13 protein-coding genes are annotated in these 18,026 nt (G+C 64.5%); 6 read left to right on the forward strand and 7 right to left on the reverse strand.

Annotated elements, in window-relative coordinates; genetic code table 11:
- Positions 1–310, reverse strand: a 310-nt coding sequence (locus GM676_RS04655; protein WP_211923154.1) for a hypothetical protein, incomplete at its 3' end; no start/stop codon positions are given.
- Between the two features lie 196 nt (positions 311–506).
- Between GM676_RS04655 and GM676_RS04660 the strand changes: the two genes are divergently transcribed.
- Positions 507–1,466 (forward strand): helix-turn-helix transcriptional regulator, encoded by a 960-nt coding sequence (locus tag GM676_RS04660; protein ID WP_155462240.1) that lies wholly within the window; start codon positions 507–509, stop codon positions 1,464–1,466.
- On the opposite strand, the gene GM676_RS04665 is transcribed toward GM676_RS04660, so the two are convergent.
- The 6 genes from GM676_RS04665 to GM676_RS04690 are packed head-to-tail and all read right to left on the reverse strand — an operon-like array spanning position 1,463 to position 8,568.
- Entirely contained in the window at positions 1,463–3,247 is a 1,785-nt protein-coding gene (locus tag GM676_RS04665) for an MFS transporter (protein WP_229262542.1), read from the reverse strand. The two genes, GM676_RS04660 and GM676_RS04665, sit on opposite strands and share 4 nt — an antisense overlap.
- 11 nt (positions 3,248–3,258) lie before the next feature.
- A complete protein-coding gene (locus GM676_RS04670) occupies positions 3,259–4,356 on the reverse strand; it encodes an N-acetylglucosamine-6-phosphate deacetylase (RefSeq protein ID WP_371866114.1) in 1,098 nt (365 codons plus the stop codon).
- Between the two features lie 4 nt (positions 4,357–4,360).
- Positions 4,361–5,128, reverse strand: a complete 768-nt coding sequence (locus GM676_RS04675) for a DeoR family transcriptional regulator (protein WP_155462241.1) — start codon at positions 5,126–5,128, stop codon at positions 4,361–4,363.
- 32 nt (positions 5,129–5,160) lie between these two features.
- Complete coding sequence (locus GM676_RS04680; protein WP_155462242.1) at positions 5,161–6,504, reverse strand: D-tagatose-bisphosphate aldolase, class II, non-catalytic subunit; 1,344 nt, start codon at positions 6,502–6,504, stop codon at positions 5,161–5,163.
- Positions 6,505–6,506: 2 nt separating this feature from the next.
- Positions 6,507–7,445 (reverse strand): ROK family protein, encoded by a 939-nt coding sequence (locus GM676_RS04685; protein ID WP_155462243.1) that lies wholly within the window; start codon positions 7,443–7,445, stop codon positions 6,507–6,509.
- Positions 7,432–8,568 carry an SIS domain-containing protein gene (locus tag GM676_RS04690; protein WP_155462244.1) on the reverse strand — a complete coding sequence of 379 codons (1,137 nt, stop codon included), beginning with the start codon at positions 8,566–8,568 and terminating at the stop codon, positions 7,432–7,434. The genes GM676_RS04685 and GM676_RS04690 overlap by 14 nt, the downstream gene beginning before the upstream one ends.
- A 273-nt stretch (positions 8,569–8,841) precedes the next feature.
- Between GM676_RS04690 and GM676_RS04695 the strand changes: the two genes are divergently transcribed.
- The 5 genes from GM676_RS04695 to GM676_RS04715 all read left to right on the forward strand — a co-directional run bounded on the left by GM676_RS04695 (position 8,842) and on the right by GM676_RS04715 (position 17,977).
- A complete protein-coding gene (locus tag GM676_RS04695) occupies positions 8,842–12,147 on the forward strand; it encodes a TIM-barrel domain-containing protein (RefSeq protein WP_155462245.1) in 3,306 nt (1,101 codons plus the stop codon).
- 99 nt (positions 12,148–12,246) lie between these two features.
- Entirely contained in the window at positions 12,247–15,195 is a 2,949-nt protein-coding gene (locus GM676_RS04700) for a TonB-dependent receptor plug domain-containing protein (RefSeq protein WP_155462246.1), read from the forward strand.
- Positions 15,196–15,209: 14 nt separating this feature from the next.
- The gene (locus GM676_RS04705; protein WP_155462247.1) at positions 15,210–16,571 is read left to right on the forward strand and encodes a Gfo/Idh/MocA family protein; all 1,362 of its coding nucleotides are present in this window, start codon (positions 15,210–15,212) and stop codon (positions 16,569–16,571) included.
- 67 nt (positions 16,572–16,638) lie between these two features.
- Positions 16,639–17,556, forward strand: a complete 918-nt coding sequence (locus GM676_RS04710; RefSeq protein ID WP_155462248.1) for a patatin-like phospholipase family protein — start codon at positions 16,639–16,641, stop codon at positions 17,554–17,556.
- Between the two features lie 10 nt (positions 17,557–17,566).
- On the forward strand, positions 17,567–17,977 hold the full coding sequence (locus GM676_RS04715) for a GlcG/HbpS family heme-binding protein (RefSeq protein ID WP_155462249.1): 411 nt from the start codon (positions 17,567–17,569) through the stop codon (positions 17,975–17,977).
- The last annotated feature ends 49 nt before the right edge of the window (positions 17,978–18,026 follow it).

Below are 18,026 nucleotides of genomic sequence, written 5' to 3' on the forward strand. Positions count from 1 at the left end.
CGCCATTGCCGCCGGCGCCCGCATTGCCGCCGTTGCCGGCCGGGTTGCCGGCCGCGCCGTTGCCGCCATTGCCGCCGCTGCCGCCGTAGGCATTGGCGGTGGCGGTGGCGTCGCTGCCGCCGGTGTTGTTGGCGTTGGCGTTGCCGCCGGCGCCGCCATTGGTGGCGTTGGCGCCCGGTGTGGCGCCGCTGGCGCCGGCGGCGCCGGCCGTGCCGTATTGGGTGACGTCGGCCGCGTAAGCCTGGCTGACGGCCAGGGTCAATAGCAAGGGGGCCAGCTTGCGTTGTGGGCCAGGAGGAAGCACGCGCATGATGCAGACCTTTCAGTAATGGACGATAGTGTTTATATGACAACGTCCTCCACTGTCGCAGGATTGCCTGTCAGCGTAAATGATGCAGGTGCATCATAAGATCGGGAACATTTGTTCCTGGCAGGCAAAATAGTCTTGTTGATTTGATATTTTCCGGATATGCTGAACCAGGTCTCATCTCGGGCGCGGAGCGGTCATGGAGCAGCTGGAAGTGTTGCTGATGCAGTTGTACGGCGCCTTGCGCGAGTGCGGCGGCGCCGGATATGCGCCATATGCCATGAGCTTGTTCCAGCCGGTGCTGGGCTACGATTCGGCCCGCATGACCACGGTGGATCTGCGCGGCGGCGGCATGTTGGTGCGCGACGCGTTGTTATTCCGCGAACCGGACAACATGATGCTGGACTGGAGCAGCATCGCCGCCAGCGATCTGGTGATGCAGGATGCGCTGGCAAACCTGAACCACGCCGTCACCTTTCACGCCGCCAGCCGTTATGCGGGTGCCGGCCACGCCATCATGCGCGACTACGCCCAGCGCTACCAGCACCGCAACGGCACGGTGCAGATCATGCACGATGCCGGCACCGGCTATCACGTCGGCGTGTCGCTGTACCGCGCCGCCGACAGCGCCCGCTACAGCGAAGCCGAGCGCCTGGCCGCGCAGCGCCTGATTCCCCATCTGGCCGAGGCCATCCAGTTAAGCAGCGCCATGCGCCGTCAGCAGCCTGGCGAAGAAGCACAGGGCCGTCTGGCGATCGCCTCGTTTGACGGCAGCCTGCATTACTGCGGTCCGGCCTTCGAGGCGCTGCTGCAACTGGAGTGGCCGGAGTGGCGCTTGCCGCATCTGCCGCGCGTGCTGGTGGATGGCCTGGCGCGCGGCGCGGTGCGGCGCTATCACGGCCGGCATGCGCAATTCAACGCCACGGTGGTGGGGCAGCGCCTGTTCGTGCGTGGCCGGCGTCATTTCCGCCTGGAGCAGCTGGCGCCGCGCGAACGCGAAGTGGCGCGCCTGTTCGGTGGTGGCCATTCCTACAAGGAGATCGCGCGCCGGCTCGACGTGGCGCCCGCCACCGTGCGCAACACGGTGCAGCGGGTCTACCAGAAGCTGGCGGTGGGCAGCAAGGCGCAGCTGGCGAACCTGATGTCCGCCGACCATTAGCGCGCGAAGTGCGCTTCGATTTCTTCCAGCGTCTTGCCCTTGGTTTCAGGCAGCAGGAAGGTGGCGGTGAGGAAGTAGAGCAGGGTGGCGCCGGCCCACCAGAAGAACATGGTCGCGTAGCCGTACTGGCCGACGGTCGGCAGGAAGGTGGCGGCGATCATGGTCGAGACGAACTGGTTGATCAGCAGCGCGATGCTCATGCCGTTGGAGCGGATGCGGGTCGGCATCAGCTCGGACAGCGCCAGCCACACGCACACGCCGGGACCGACCGCGAAGCCGGCCACGAACAGGCACATGGCCGCCGCCACTTGCCAGCCATGCGTGGTGGAGGGCACGGCGGCCAGGTCGGCGCGCTCGATGTGCAGCGGCGCCGTCATGCCTTCGGCCGGATCGGCGAAGGGATTCAGGTGCAGTTTGCGGAAGAAGGCGCCGATAACGCTGTCGGCTTGCACCGTGTCCTCGCGGCTCATGTGCAGCAGCGGCAGGGCGGGATCGTCGCTGCGGCGGGTTTGCACGTTGGTGAACGGGCCGTAGGAATAGGCCACGGTGAGCTGTTGCGGTGTTGTGCTGGTGCTGCCCAGGCTTTGCAATGTGGCGGCGTCCAGTTGCAGCGACAGGCTGTCGGACTGGATCCGCGCTTGCAGCGCGGGGCGCACGTCGTGCTGTCCGGATTCGGCGCCGCGGAACAACAGGCCGGCCGCCACCAGCGCGGTGACGATGCCGCCGGTGCCCAGCATCAGCAGGAACTTGCGGCCCTTGCGGTCGACCAGGATCACGGCCACGACGGTCATCAGGGCGTTCAGTACTTTCAGCACCACGTCGCCGGCGTTGGCGGTGGTGCCGGGCAGGCCGGCCTGATTCAGGATGTTGACCACGTAGGCCAGCACCGAGTTGATGCCGGTGGCCTGGTTCAGCGCGAGGATCAGGCAGGCCAGCAGGAAGGGCAGCAGGTAGCGGCGGCTCAGGAGCGGATCGGCGGCTGGCGCGGTGGCCTCCGTAGCTGGCGTGGTGGCGGTGGCGCTTGGGGCGAGGGCTTGCTGGATTTCGTGCAGTTCGGCCTGCGCCTCGTCGGCGGGGCGGGTACGCAGCAGCGCGGTACGGGCTTCTTCGACCCGGCCTCGGCGCGCCAGCCAGCGTGGCGACTCGGCCAGCAGCAGCGCGCCGATGGTGAACACCAGGCCCGGCGTCAGGCACCACCAGAAGATGCTGCGCCACGCGTGATCTTTGGCCGCAAACACCGCCGCCGTGCGCTCGGCTTCGGCCAGATGCTGGGCGGCGGCGGTGGCGGTTTCCACCGCATGCGCTTGCATCAGACCAATCACCGCTGCCGCCACCAGACCTATCGTCAGCAGCAGCTGAAACAAGGCCGCGCCGCGTCCACGCTGGCGCGCATGCAGGCACTCGGCCAGATACAGCGGCACGATCACGCCGATCAGGCCACCGCTCACGCCTTGCAGCAAGCGGCCGAGCAGCAGCGGCAGATAGCCATCGGCCAGCGCGATCAAAGGAATACTCAAGGTGAACAGCACGCCCGACAGCACCATCGCCCAGCGGCGGCCGATCAGATCTGCCAGCGCGCCGGCAAACAGGGAAGACAGCACGGAACCCAGCAACACCGCGGCTACAATAAAGCCCAGTTGCTGCGCACTCAAATGCCACGCCACCGACGCTGTCGATTCAAGATAAGGCAACGCGCCCGCGATGATGCCAACGTCGATACCGTAAAGCAGTCCACCCATCCCTGCGATGAACAGTAAAAATCCCATGGCGCGTGCTTGCATCGAGTCTCCGTCTAGTTGGTGGTTAGATCGATGGCTTCACCTTCCACGAAGACGGCCACCGGTTGTAATTCCGCGTTGAGTACCACGATATCGGCCCAGGCGCCTGGCGCCAGCCGTCCGCGCTGCGTCTCGCCCAGATAGTCGGCAGGGTAGAGCGACAGGCGGTGCGAGGCGTCGGCCAGATCCAGCCCGAGGCCGACGAAATTGCGCAAGGCCTGGTCCATGGTCAGCACGCTGCCGGCCAGCGATCCGGTGGCCAATCGCACGCAGCCCAGGCACTTGTAGACGCGCTGGCTGCCAAGGCCATATTCGCCATCCGGCATGCCGGTGGCCGACGTTGCGTCAGTCACGCCGTACAGGCGCGGGATTGCCCGCAGCGCCGCCCGGATCGCCCCCGGCGCCACGTGCTGGAGGTCCGGAATAATCTCGGCATACTCCGCATGCGCCAGCGCCGCGCCGACGACGCCAGGATGGTAGTGGTTCAGCCCCGTCATGCCGTTGTACAGATGGGTGAAACCGGCCGCACCGGCTTCCAGCGCGGCCACGCCGTCTTCATACGTGCCGTTGCTATGGCCGATCTGCACGCGAATGCCGAGTTCATTGAGTTGCGGGATCAGCGCCAGATGGCCGTCCACCTCCGTCGCCAGGGTCATGGCGCGGATCGGCGCCAGCGCGTGATAGCTGCGCACCAGATCCATGCTGCCCACCGCGATCGCATCCGCAGGCTGCGCGCCGAGGCGGTGGATGCTGAGGAACGGGCCTTCCAGATGCACGCCCAGCATGCGCGCCGCGCCGGTTGGACGCTGGGCGATGGTTGGTGCCAGTCCGCGCAAGGCGCGGCGGATCGAGTTGTCGGTGGCGGTCATGGTGGTGCCCAGCATGGCGGTGGTGCCGTGCTTCGCATGCGCGCGCGCCACGGTGGCGCCGGCGTCGCCGCCCTGCATGATGTCCACGCCGGCCGCGCCATGCACGTGCAGGTCGACAAAGCCGGGCAGGATGGTCAGCGTGCTGTCCGTGCCATTGTCTTCGCGGATGTGCTGGATGCGCTGGCCGAAAGCGATGCTGCCGTTGATCCAGCCGTCCGGGGTAAGAATACGTCCACTCAGCACAGCGTCACTCCGCGATCAGGACTTCGATGCCGGCTTCCAGCAGGCCGTCGCGATATTCCGGACTGATGCCGGCGTCGGTGACCACCGTGTGCACGCGGTCCAGCTGCACGATGCGGTGCAGACTCACGCGGCCGAACTTGGAGGCGTCGGTCAGCACGATGATCTTTTTGGCCCGCTCCACCATCTTGTGATTCAGGCTGGCCTCCGCCTCGTGGTGGGTGGTGACGCCGAACTGCAAATCGAAACCGTCCACGCCGAGGAACAGCTTGTCGAAGCTATAGGCTTGCAAACAGGCTTCGGCCTGTGTGCCCTGGATCGACAGCGACTGCTTGCGCAGCAAGCCGCCGGTCAGGATCAGGTCCACGCCTGGTGCGTCGGCCAGCTCCCACGCGATGTTCAGGCCATTGGTCATGACCGTGACCCCTTGCGCCTCGCGCAAATGGCGCGCCAGCGAAATGGTGGTGGTACCGGAGTCGATGATGATGTTATCGCCCGGCTGCACCATGCGCGCGGCGTAGGCGCCGATGCGCGCCTTCTGCTCGTGGTTGATGGCGTCCTTCTGCGGCACCGTGTGTTCGGTCGGCGGCGTGCGCGCCAGCGTGGCGCCACCGTGGCTGCGCGTGGCCAGGCCTTGCGCTTCAAGGGCGCTCAGGTCGGTCCGGATGGTCACCGCGGAGACGCCCAACTGGTCCACCAGCGCGTTGACCTGCACCGAGCCGTGTTGGGTGAGCGCCTGCAAAATGGTGGCGCGGCGTTGACTGGTATGTCGCATGGTTGTGCTGATAATCTGTCAAAAATGGCAGCTTAACAGATCGCAGCCGCGGCGCCAGCCTGCGCGGCGTGATCGGCGGCGGCGTTGCGGTTGCAGGCGCGCGCATATTGCGCCAGCAGGCGGCCGATCTTGTGCTCCAGCAGGGCGTTGGCCTTGGCCGGCAACTGGCCTTGCAGCACTTCCAGATACTGCTCCGGCAGGTATTGGCTGAGTAGCGACAGCGGAATCTCCAGCGCATCCAGATTGTCCACCAGCTTCTCGACCGCAGCCACCACCGGCGCCTCGCCCCAGTAGTAGCGGCAACGGTCGCTCAGGCCATAGCGGCGCAGCAGGCGCTGCTCGGCGCTGGTGCCGGGATAATGCTTGGCCCAGTGCCTGGGCTGCGCCAGCATGGTTTCGTCCAGCACCTGCATCAGGCGCGAGGCCTGGCCGGCCGGGACCAGCTGTTCCTCGATCTGGCACAGTGCCACGAAGCCTTCGCGCAGGGCAAAGGTGGCGGCCGGGCCGACCTTGAGGATCGCAAAATGGTCGCGCACCATCTGGTGCAGCGCCGATTCGCGCTGGTAGTCGGTGGAGTGGGCCTCGAACACAATGCCCGGCTGGCCGGCCACGAAGGCCGACAGCTCGGCCGCCTGCGCCGCGTCGTAGTGCTGGATTTGGGAGTGGTCGAAGTCCACGCCCGGCTGCACCACCATGGCGATCACGCGGCGCCAGGCGCTGTGCAGCTTGTGCTCCATGAAGGCTTGGCGGTGCACGTCCAGTGTGCGCTGCGCCGCCTTGGGCGAAGTGACGGCGCCGGCCTGCGCCAGATTGGCTTCGCCGCCGGGAATCGGCACTTCGGTGCCGATCACGTACACCGGCGGCGGCAAGCCTGCCTGCTCGGCGGCTTGCTCGGCGACGATGCACAGGCGTGCGGAACGCGCCGCGATGGTTTCATCGCTCAGGTATTGCGGATCGTCGGCGCAGCGCATGCTGCAATCGAGGTGGATTTTGTGGAAGCCGGCGGCCGCGTAGGCGGCGATCAGCGTTTCCGCGTGCCCCATGGCGGTGGCCGCGTCCAGTTCCTGCCAGGCGTTGGGGCCGAGATGGTCGCCGCCCAGCACCAGCTTCTCCAGCGGGAAGCCATGCTCGCGCGCCAGCGCATGCACATATGCGACAAACTGCGTCGGCGTCATGCCGGTGTAGCCGCCGAATTGATCGACCTGATTCGACGTCGCCTCGACCAGCAGCACGGTGTCGTAGGTGGTGGCGACGCGCATGGCGGCGCGCAGCACGCTCGGATGGCTGCAACATACGCTGTACAAACCGGCGGCTTCGCCACGGCGGTGGGCGGCGATGATGTGCTGGACGGGAGACGGGGAATCGGTGGTCTTCATGATTAACTCAGTTGTTGACGAGCGAGGAGGGCGGCGCCGCGTGCGCCGCCGGCATCGCCGAAAGTGGGCGGCAGCACGGGAGGCGTGCGCACGCCGGAGAACAGGTGGCGGTTCATGGCCGCCGGCAGTTTTTCGTACAGGTGGGCCAGTTGCGACAATCCCCCGCCCAGTACAATCGCATGCGGATCGAGCGTGATCACCAGCGTGGACAGCGCGTTGGCCAGCAGGTCCAGATGCACATCCAGCGTGTGCTGGGCAACCGCCGAACCGCTTTGCGCGCGGGCGACGATGGTCAGCGGCGTTTCATCGCCGCCGCCGAAGTGGCGGTACATCTGCTTCATGCCGGGACCGGCGACGTAGCGCTCAAGGCAGCCGCGCCGTCCGCAAGGACAATCGAACAGCGGCAGGCCGTGCGGCTCCAGCAGCGATGCGGCCAGTGGCCAGTGGCCCCATTCGCCGCCGACGCCATTCGGGCCGCGTATCAGTCGGCCGTTGACGCAGTAGCCGCCGCCGGCGCCGGTGCCGATGATGGCGCCGAACATGGTGGCCATGCCCTCGGCCGCGCCGCCCTGCGCTTCGGACAGGGCGAAGCACTGGCAGTCGTTGCCGATGGCGAGCGGGCGTTGCAGCGCTTCTTCCAGCGACTGCGCCACCTGACGGCCGTTCAGCGCCGGCACATTGGAGCTGAGCTGGCGGCCGGTGGCGCTGTCGATCACGCCCGGCAGGCCGATGCCGACCGGCGCGCGCGTGCCCAGCGCAACATCGGCGCGGACGATCAGGCCCTGGATGGCGGCGACAAACTGCGCGAAGTCGGTGCCGGGTGTGGCCACGCGTTCGCGATGCACTTCGCGCAGTTGCTGGCCTTCTTCGGCAAACGCCACCAGCTCGATCTTGGTGCCGCCGATGTCGATGCCGTGATAGCCGTTGTTAGAATTCGTCATGGCGATAGATGGTGACGCCTTGAACCACGCGGTTCACGATGCCGCCCGTGAAAGGATTGTCGGGACACAGTTGCAGCAGCGCCGATTGATGCAGCGCGTATTGTTGCGCCATCAGCAGCCACAGAGGCGCCAGCCAGGCATCGGGCCACGAGGGCGTGTCGATGCCGAAGTCGCCGCCGGCGCCCACGGTCAGCACCTTGGCCGCCACCTGATCGCGGCGGAGCTCTTGCAGCAGGTCTTGCTCGTACCGGCGCGACAGCGGATCGGCGCTGCGGAACAGCAGCACCAGCGTGTCGTGTGTGACGGCGGCTTTCGGACCGTGGCGGAAACCGAGGGCGCTGTTCGCCATCGTCATGACCGCGCCTGCGGTCAGTTCCATGATTTTGAGCGCGGCTTCTTTCGCCAGCGCTTCCAGCGGACCGCTGCCCAGATAGATGACACGCGAGACGCGCAACTGGGCCAGCTCCGCCACCGGCGCGGCCCACTGCGCCGCCGCCTGTTCACCCAGACCGGCCAGTGTATTCAGGCGCTCCGGCTGGAAGTCCGGATCGAGCACGCTCAACGCCGCCAGCAGCATGCAGCTAAAGCTGCTGGTCATGGCGAAGCCACGGTCGCAGCTGGCCGCCGGCATCATCAGGTTGAAGGTGTTGGCATCCTGGGTGCCTTGCTGCGCCAGCGCGCCTTCCGCGTTGCAGGTGATGTTGAGGAAGCGCGCATTCGGCACCAGATCGCGCACCAGCTGCACGGCGGCCGTGCTTTCAGGGCTGTTGCCGCTGCGGGCGAAGGACACCAGCAGCGTCGGCGCGCCGGCTTCCAGATACAGGGCAGGGTGAGTCAGCAGGCTGGTGGTCGAAATGGCGCGCACCTGGCACGGCCACGCCGCGTTGATTTCGTCCGCGATGATCTCGCCCACATACGCCGAGCTGCCGGCGCCGGTCAGGATCACGCGCTGTTGCGGGTTGCGCAGGCTGTCGCCGAGGAAGGCGGCTATGCGGTTTTGCTCGGCGCTCAGGTGCGCCGCCAGCTCGCGCCACAGGGCGGGCTGGTGGGCGATTTCTTCGGCGGTATCGAGGCCGCCGATGTCGCGCCAGTCGGTAGTCGAACGCTGGAATAAGGTAGTCATCGAAAGAATTCTCTGTTGAAGGTCAGGCAAAGAGTAAGGTTTAATTTTCGAAAAGTCAAATACGAAAGATAAAAGAAAGAAATACTCCACAACAACTTTGCTTTAATGTGCTTGTTTCACGACATATTCGAAAGTGAAGCATGGTATGCGGACCTGATTCGAAAGATTTTGGCAATTATTTTTCGCTTTTTGCTTTCTTTTGGTTGACCGGCCTTGTTTTTATTTTTAGAGTAAATGTATCCCCACGGATTCTTTTCGAAAAATAAGCAAACTATGAGACACATTTTCGCCATCGTTGCCTTGTTCGCCAGTGCCCCGCTGCTGGCCGCGCCAATCGGCAACCTGCGCACCATGACCGCTGCGGCGGGCCAGCAGTGGAATCTGGTGACCGATACCGGCGCACAGCTACAGCTTAGTCTTCCGCGCGCCGATGTGCTGCATATCTGGGCCGGCCCGCGCGGCGGTCTGACCAGCGCCGGCGACAAGGCGGCGCCGATTGTGGTGGCCACACCGGCGGCCTCGGTCGAGCACAGCGTCAGCGAGCAGGCCGACCACATCGTGATCCGCACGCCGGCACTGAGCTTGCGCATCGACCGCAAGCCGCTGCGTTTTACTTTATATCGTGCCGGCGAGGCGCAGCCGCTGTGGCGCGAGGTGCAGCCGCTGGAGCTGGGCGACAGGCAAAGCGTGCAGACTCTGTCCAGCGACAAGGCGGAACGCTTCTTCGGCGGCGGCCAGCAGAATGGCCGTTATGAATTCAAGGGCAGGCAGTTGCAGGTATCGTATTCCGGCGGCTGGGAGGAGGGCGATCGGCCGAGTCCCGCGCCTTTTCTCATGAGCTCTCGCGGCTGGGGCATGCTGCGCAATACCTGGTCGGACGGCAGCTACGATTTGCGCCAGAACGATCAGATCACGCTGGAGCATGACGAGGCGCGTTTCGATGCCTACTACTTCGTCGGCAGGGATGTGCGCGAAGTACTGGCGCGCTACACCGAATGGACCGGCCGCGCGCGCATGCTGCCGCGCTGGGCGCTGGAATATGGCGACGCCGATTGCTACAACGACGGCGACAACGTCAAGAAGCCCGGCACGGTGCCGAAAGGCTGGAGCGACGGCCCGACAGGCAAGACGCCGGACGTGATCGAGACCGTGGCACGCAAGTATCGCGAGCACGATATGCCGGGTGGCTGGATTCTGCCGAACGATGGTTATGGCTGCGGCTATTCTTCGCTGCCGGAGACGGTGCAGGGCCTGGCCAGATATGGCTTCCGCACCGGCCTGTGGACCGAGAACGGCGTCGAGAAGATGGCGTGGGAGGTCGGCACCGCCGGCACCCGTGTGCAGAAGCTTGATGTGGCTTGGACGGGCAAGGGCTATCAGTTTTCTCTGGATGCGAACAAGTCTGCCTATGACGGCATCCTGAATAATTCCGATGGACGTCCGTTCATCTGGACGGTGATGGGTTGGGCAGGCACGCAGCGCTACGCGGTGACGTGGACTGGCGACCAGAGTGCCAGCTGGGATTACATCCGCTGGCATGTGCCGACCTTGATCGGTTCCGGCTTGTCCGGCCAGGCCTATGCCACCGGTGACGTCGACGCGATTTTCGGCGGCAGCCCGGAGACCTATACCCGCGATTTGCAGTGGAAGAGTTTTACGCCGGTACTGATGGGGATGTCCGGCTGGGCGGCAGCGGAACGCAAGCATCCGTGGTGGTTTGCCGAGCCTTATGTCAGCATCAATCGCCGCTATCTGAAATTGAAGATGCGCCTGACGCCATATATGTACACCCTGATGCGCGAGGCGGAGCAGAGCGGCGCGCCGCTGGTGCGTGGCTTGATGTGGGATCACCCGGACGATCCCGCCGCGTACACGGAGGCTTATAAATACCAGTACCTGCTGGGCCGCGATCTGCTGGTGGCGCCGGTGTACCGCAGCCAGGCGGTCAGCCAGGGATGGCGCCGCGGTATCCATTTGCCGCAGGGGCGGTGGTTTGATTATTGGGATGGTCGCCAGGCCACGGCCGGCAAGGCCGGGCGCGATATCGATCTGGCGGTCACGCTGGACAAGCTGCCGGTGTTCGTGCGCGCCGGCGCCATCCTGCCGATGTATCCGGAGATGCTGTACGACGGCCAGAAGCCGAAGGACGTGCTGACGCTGGACCTGTACCCACAAGGTACTTCCGAATTCACGCTGTATGAGGATGATGGCAACACGCGCCGCTATCAGGAGGACGCGTTCAGCCAGCAGGTGATCCGCATGAACGCCGGCGCCGAAGGCGTGACGGTCGACGTGGCGCCGGTCGCCGGCAGCTACGACGGCCAGCTGCCACAGCGCGCCATCGCGCTGCGCATGCTTACCCGTCAGCGCCCCGCAGCGGTGAGCATCGCCACCATCCCTTCCACGCCGGCGGCCGCTGTGCTGCCGCCGCTGGCAGATCGCGCCGCGTTCGATGCGGCTGCGGAGGGCTGGTACTTCGATGCGGACGAGCGCCTTGGCACGTTGCACGTCAAGACATCCAGCCGGGACATCCGCCAGCCGTTGCGCTTCGTGGTGCAAGCGCCTGCGGCCACCGTTGCCGATGACGCTTTCCCGGCCGCGCCGGCACTGGGCCGCGCCATCCCGGCCGACGCCATGATGGTGCTGAACCGCCCATCCGAAGAAAACGGCTACCCGCTGGAAAACGCGTTCGATAACAATCCAGCCACCTGGTTCCGCACCACGCGCAGCCCGGCGGTGCAGGGCGGACCGCACGAGTGGGTGATCGGCTTCACCGAACGCCGCTTGATCGACGGCATCGAACTCGCTCCGCGCAACGATCAACACTGGAAGAACGGCCAGATTCGCGACTACGAAATCTACATGAGCGACAACAACGGCGACTGGGGGCGGCCGATCAAACGTGGACAGCTGAAACTGGAGCAGGGTACGCAAACCATCAACTTCCCGCCCGTTGCCGGCCGCCTGCTGCGCTTCCGCGTCCTCAGTACGCAGAATCCCGACGGCGACGGCGCCGCAGCCACCGACCCGATGGTGACCGCCGCCGGCGCATCCGCCGCCCGCGCCTTCAACGCCGCAGTCCCGAGCGAAGTAGCGCCGATCACACTGTCCGAATTCCACGTGATGGCCTACCAGCCGAAGGAAGGCGCGGAGCTCCAGCAATACCTGTCCGACCTGGCGTTGCCGAAGTCCATTAGCCGCGACAAACCATTGCGCGGCAAGGAGATGCGCATGAACGGCCTGTGGTTCCGCAAAGGCCTGGGCGTTGGACCATCCAGCCGCATCGACCTGCAACTGGCGGGCACCTGGAATCTGCTGCGCGCCGACCTTGGCGTCGACGACAGCTGCCGCGATGCGGGCGGTCTGCAATTCCAGGTCTGGAGCGGCGAACGCCTGCTGTACGACAGTGGCCTGATTACCGCGCCAGCGGTGGTCAAGCCGGAGATCGACATACGCGGATTAAGCCAGATCAGCCTGCGCACGCTGGGTGCGCGCGGCGGCAAGCCGCAGCAGGTATGCGGCAACTGGGCCAACGCGGTCCTGCTGGGCACGGAGGGAAGCACGGTCACGCCGCGCTAGATCCAACACAGAGTTTTCACACGAAAGAGCCCCTCTTCGGACCGGGGAGGGACTGTTGCAGCCTCACGATAACAAACCATGTATAAAAGGGAGAGAACCATGCAGATGAAAAAACTGGTCGCCGCGATGATGGCGGTAGGTCTGGCTTCGACGGCATTCGCCGCCGAGGACCAGGACGACAAGATGGTGCGAGTCGAGGTGACCGGCTCCAGCCTGAAACGCATCAACGCGGAGACGGCGTCGCCGGTGCAGGTCATCGATGCCAAAGAGATCGAAAACATGGGCGCACGCACGCTGCTGCAAGTGTTGGACAACCTGCCGGCCGCGCGTCCGGCGCAGCAGGACTTCCGTTCGATGTTCACTGGCTCCGACGGTGCCTCGCAGGCCAACCTGCGCGGACTTGGCGCGCAAGGCACGCTGGTGCTGCTGAATGGCCGCCGCCTGTCGTTCTACGGCGCGCCGGCCGGCTTCCAGACCATGTTCGTCAACATCGACTCGATTCCCGCCGCCGCCATCGAGCGCATGGAAATCCTGACCGACGGCGCGTCGGCGGTGTATGGCTCGGACGCGGTGGCAGGCGTCATCAACGTGATTACCAGGAAGAGCTACCAGGGCCTGGAAGCGCGCGGCAACGTGGATACCTCGCCCAGCGTGAAATCCTACGGTGAGCGCCAGGGCAGCCTGATTTACGGCCACGGTGACCTGGCCAGCGACGGTTACAACATCTACGGCTCGGTTAACGTCTATCAGCGCGACCGCATTTCGACTGCGGACACCTACCTCAAACGTCCGGCCGCCTTCTACGACAACAACCCAACCTTCATCACCAACTACCGCGTTGGCGTCGGCAGCGAGCCGGGTGCGCTGAATCCGGGCACCTTCTTCGTCTTCGATAAAGCCAACAACACCCGCACCCAGCGCGCGGTCAGCGGCTGCACCACCAGGATCACTGAAGCTTCCGGTACGCGCTGCGTGTGGAACTCGCTGCCGTATGCGTTGGATACCGGCCCCTCGTCGGACCGCATCACCGGCTACCTGAATGGCCGCATGAAGCTGGGCGGCGACCTGGAAGCGTTCGCGGAAACCGCCTACACCCACATCAGGCTGCGCGGCGAGAACGGCCCGCGTACCTTCAACAGCGGCAGCACCAACAACTGGTTCGCGCGTAACACCGGCACCACGCTCAACACCTTCGCCATTCCGTATCTGGGACCGGACAACGTCTACCTGAAAGGCAAGCTGGATGCCGACATGGCGGCCAAGATGGGCGGTGCGGCGGGGCTGAACTACATCCTGCAAGACGCCAACGGCCACTTCGGCCAGACCAATATCGACAACAGCTACCGCGCACTGGCCGGCCTGCGCGGCAGCTTCGCCAACGGCTGGGATTTTGAAACGGCACTGGCGGTGGCGGGCAGTCATTCCACGCTGTACCAGACCATCAACATCAATACCAAGGGCTTCGAAAAAGCGTTTGGCCCGTTCACCACCGACCCGGTCACCGGCCGCACCTATATCTCGGATAATCCCGCCTACAAGTTCGGTGAGATCAGCGAATCGAATGCCGCGTTGCTGCGCGCCGCTTATCCAACCTTCGACATCCAGTCCTGGACCAAGTTGATCACCTGGGACGGCAAGGTGGAAGGCACGCTGTTCACGCTGGGCGAGCGCGAGGTGCGCGCGGCATTCGGCGCAAGTTTCATGCGCGAGAGCTTCTACACGCCGGGCAATCCGGATGCGGCCAATGGCCTGATCACGCAGCAGGGCGGTTCCTGGTTCGACGGCCAGCGCAATATCGGCGCCGTGTTCAGCGAAGTGGTGGTGCCGCTGAGCGATACGCTGGAGCTGAATGCTGCCGCGCGGCTCGATAAATATCCCAACTTTGCCGCCAACCTGGCGCCGAAGATCGGCGTGCAATGGCGCGCCCGCCCGGAGGTGCTGGTGCGCGGCACCTACTCGGAAGGCTTCCGCGCGCCCAACCTGGCGGAATCGGGTAGCGGCGGCGTGTTCGCGCAGGTGGGCGGTATCCGCGACACCGTGCGCTGCGACGAAACCAACGCCATGGCCAAGCTGCTGATGAAGTCCGTCACGCCGGCCGAGGTCGAGCTGGGCAAGAACCTGCTGAACTCCAACTGCTCGACCACCGTGGGCGGCCTGACGCCGCCGAATCCGCAGCTGCGTCCGGAGAAAGCCAAGATCTCCACCGCAGGCCTGGTGCTGCAACCGGCCAAGGATGTCAGCGTGTCGGTCGACTACTGGTTCGTCTATCGCCGCAATGAAATCGTGCGCCAGGACTTCAATGAACTGTTCACGCAACTGGTGGAAAAGTATGGCCCGACCCTGGCAGGCAGCAGCGCCGCGATCCGCAATCCGATCAGCGATGCGGACCGTGGCAATATCGCGGCGGTGGCGGCCATGTGCAAGAACCCGGCCAACGCGGCCGCCTGCTCCGGCGCCTTGCCGACCTACTCGGTGGGTAACATCGGCGGCCTGATTAACTCCTACTCGAATCGCGGACGCACGCTGATCGACGGCATCGACGTGGATGCGCGCACCCGCTTCTCGTTCGGCGACATGGGCAAGCTGAATACCGGCGTATCGGCCACTTTCCGCCGCCGGGAAACCTATAACTCGGAAGACGGCACCGGCTTCAGTGGCAACTACGTGGGTTACTACGATTCGCCACGCATTCGCGCCACCTTCAATGCCGACTGGGCCTACCGCAACTTCATCACCAGTGTGTTCGTGAACTACTCTGGCAAGACCAAGTGGGCCGCCGGTCCGTGGGACACCGACAATGCGCCGGGCACCTGCATGGCCGCCGGCGTCGAGATGCCCAAGAACCAGTGCGATGGCGCGCCTTCGTACACCACCGTCAATCTGGGCTTCAACTGGAAGCCGATGAAGCATCTGGATCTGGGCCTGAACATCAAGAATGTGCTGAACAAGCAGCCTTACTACGATCCTAATGGCTGGGAGGGCTACAATCACAGCCAGAATTTGTTCGGACGCCAGTATGCATTCTCGGCGAGCTATAAATTCTTTTAACAAGGGTAGAACTGATGGACAAGCAATTCAATCGACGTGACTTCCTTGCCACCGGCGCGGCGCTGGCCGGTAGCCTGATGCTGCCGAAGGCCTTTGCCGCCACGCGCCAGCGCGTGCGCATCGGCATGATCGGTACCGGCATGCGCGGCCAGGTGCTGTTGCAGGAACTGCTGCGCCGCGATGACGTGGAAGTGGCGGCGCTGTGCGATATCGAACCGATCATGTTGAGCCGCGCGCTGGCCAACGTCAGCAAGCACAATAAACCTGCGCCCAAGACCTGGGGCGAAGACCGCGACCCGCAAGCCTACAAGCGCATGCTGGATGCCGGCGGCCTCGATGGCGTGATCATTGCCACGCCGTGGGAATGGCATGCGCCGATGGCCATCGCCGCCATGCAGGCTAAAATCCCGGTCGGTTGCGAGGTGGTGGCAGGCATCACGCTGCAAGACCACTGGGATGTACTGAATGCCCAGTTGAAAACGCAGACGCCGTATATGCTGCTGGAGAATGTGTGCTTCCGCCGCGATGTGATGGCGGTGCTGCAAATGGTGCGCGCCGGCGTGTTTGGTGAACTGGTGCATCTGCAAGGCGGCTACCAGCACGATTTGCGCGCGGTGAAGTTCAATAGCGGCGATCCGGCCAAGCCGTATGGCGGTGGCGTGGAGTACGGCGCCAAGGGCTGGTCGGAGGCGCGCTGGCGCACCGAGCATTCGGTGCGGCGCAATGGCGAGCTGTATCCGAGCCATGGCATCGGCCCGTGCGCGATGTACACCAACATCAATCGCGGCAACCGGTTCACGCGCATTAATTCCTTCGCCACCAAGGCGCGCGGCCTGCATGATTACGTGGTGAAGCAGGGCGGGGCGAATCATCCGAACGCCAAGACCACTTTCAAACTGGGCGACGTGGTGACCACCACACTGGCTTGCGAGAATGGCGAGACCATTATTCTGCAACACGATACCTCGCTGCCGCGCCCTTATTCGCTGGGCTTCCGCGTGCAGGGTACGGATGGCCTGTGGATGGATGTGAATCACTCGATCCACATCGAAGGCAAGAGCAAGCCGCACCAGTGGGACGACTTCCAGCAGTGGCAGGACAAGTATGAGCATCCGCTGTGGAAGAAGTATGGCAAGCAGGCGGAGGGCGCGGGTCATGGCGGCATGGACTTCTTTGTGATCCATTCCTTCATTGAGGCGCTGAAGGCGGAAGCGCCAATGCCGATCGATATCTACGATGCGGTGACGTGGAGCGCCATTACGCCGCTGTCCGAGCAGTCGATCGCGCAGAACTTCCAGACGCTGGACTTCCCGGACTTCACGGCCGGCCAGTGGAAGACGCGCAAGCCGATTTTCGCGTTTGATGACCGCTATTAATCACCGCGAATAAGAGACGCAGCAAGGCGGTGTACAATCTGGGCGCTTAAATTTCACTCTCGCGCCCATGCTTTCACGCCGCCTTGTTTTAGTGTTACTGTCCGCAGTCGCCATCGCCGGCTGCAAAACCACGCCTGTGGCGGAAACGCCTGTCGTGCAGCCGCCGGTCGCCGCACCGGAGCCGCTGCCTCCCAAGAAAATCAAGATCGGCCTGGCCCTGGGCGGCGGCGCGGCGCGCGGCTTCGCGCATATCGGCGTGATCAAGGCACTGGAAGCGCAGGGCATTTATCCTGACATCGTGGTCGGCACCAGCGCCGGCAGCGTGGTCGGCGCGCTGTACGCCGCCGGCAACACCGGCTTCCAGCTGCAAAAGATGGCGATGGAAATGGACGAGGCGCAGATTTCCGACTGGGCCTTGCCGCTGTTCCGCAAGTCGACTGGCGTGTTGAAAGGCGAGGCGCTGCAAGCCTACGTGAATAAAGCCGTCAACAACCAGCCGATGGAAAAGCTCAAGATTCCGTTCGGCGCGGTGGCGGCGGACCTCAAGGACGGCAAGTCTATCCTGTTCCAGCGAGGGAACACCGGCATGGCGGTGCGCGCCTCGTCGGCGGTGCCGGGCGTGTTTCAGCCGGTGACCATCAATGGCCATACTTATGTCGACGGTGGCCTGGTGGCGCCGGTGCCGGTGCGCTTTGCGCGCGACATGGGCGCGGACTTCGTCATCGCGGTCAATATCTCGACGCAGGCCGACGTGCAAGCCACCGTCAGCTCGCTGGACGTGATCATGCAGACCTTCTCCATCATGGGCCAGCGTATCAACGAATATGAGCTGCGCGATGCGGACGTCGTCATCACGCCGCCGCTGGGTAAAATGGCCAGCAATGACTTCAATGGCCGCAACCAGGCGGTGCTGGCGGGCGAGCAGGCCGCGGCGCAGGTGATGGCTCAGATCAAACAAAAACTCGAAGCGAAACGTCGACCATAAGGAAGTACTCATGCAAACCAAACCATACCTGTCGCTCGCCGACGTCAAGAAAATCGCCGCTGCCGCCGAGGCGGAAGCCGTGGCCAATAACTGGCCTGTGGTGATCGCCATCGTCGACGACGGCGGCCACCTGCTGTGGCTCCAGCGCCAGGACGGCGCCAGCCCGCTGTCGTCGCACATCGCACCGGCCAAGGCGCGCGTATCGGCGCTGGGTCGCCGTGAGTCCAAGCTGTATGAAGACATGATCAACAACGGCCGCACGGCATTCCTGACCGCGCCGGCCCCGGTGGCCGATGGCATGCTGGAAGGCGGCGTGCCGATCATCGTGGATGGCCATACCATAGGCGCCGTCGGCGTCTCGGGCGTGAAATCGACCGAAGATGCACAAATTGCAAAAGCCGGCATCGCCGCGCTGAACTAAAAAAAGGGCCGCCGGCGCAACGCCGGTGGCCTTGCCAAGCAGGGCAGAT

This window comes from Duganella radicis, from assembly GCF_009720825.1.
Lineage (GTDB): Bacteria > Pseudomonadota > Gammaproteobacteria > Burkholderiales > Burkholderiaceae_D > Rugamonas > Rugamonas radicis.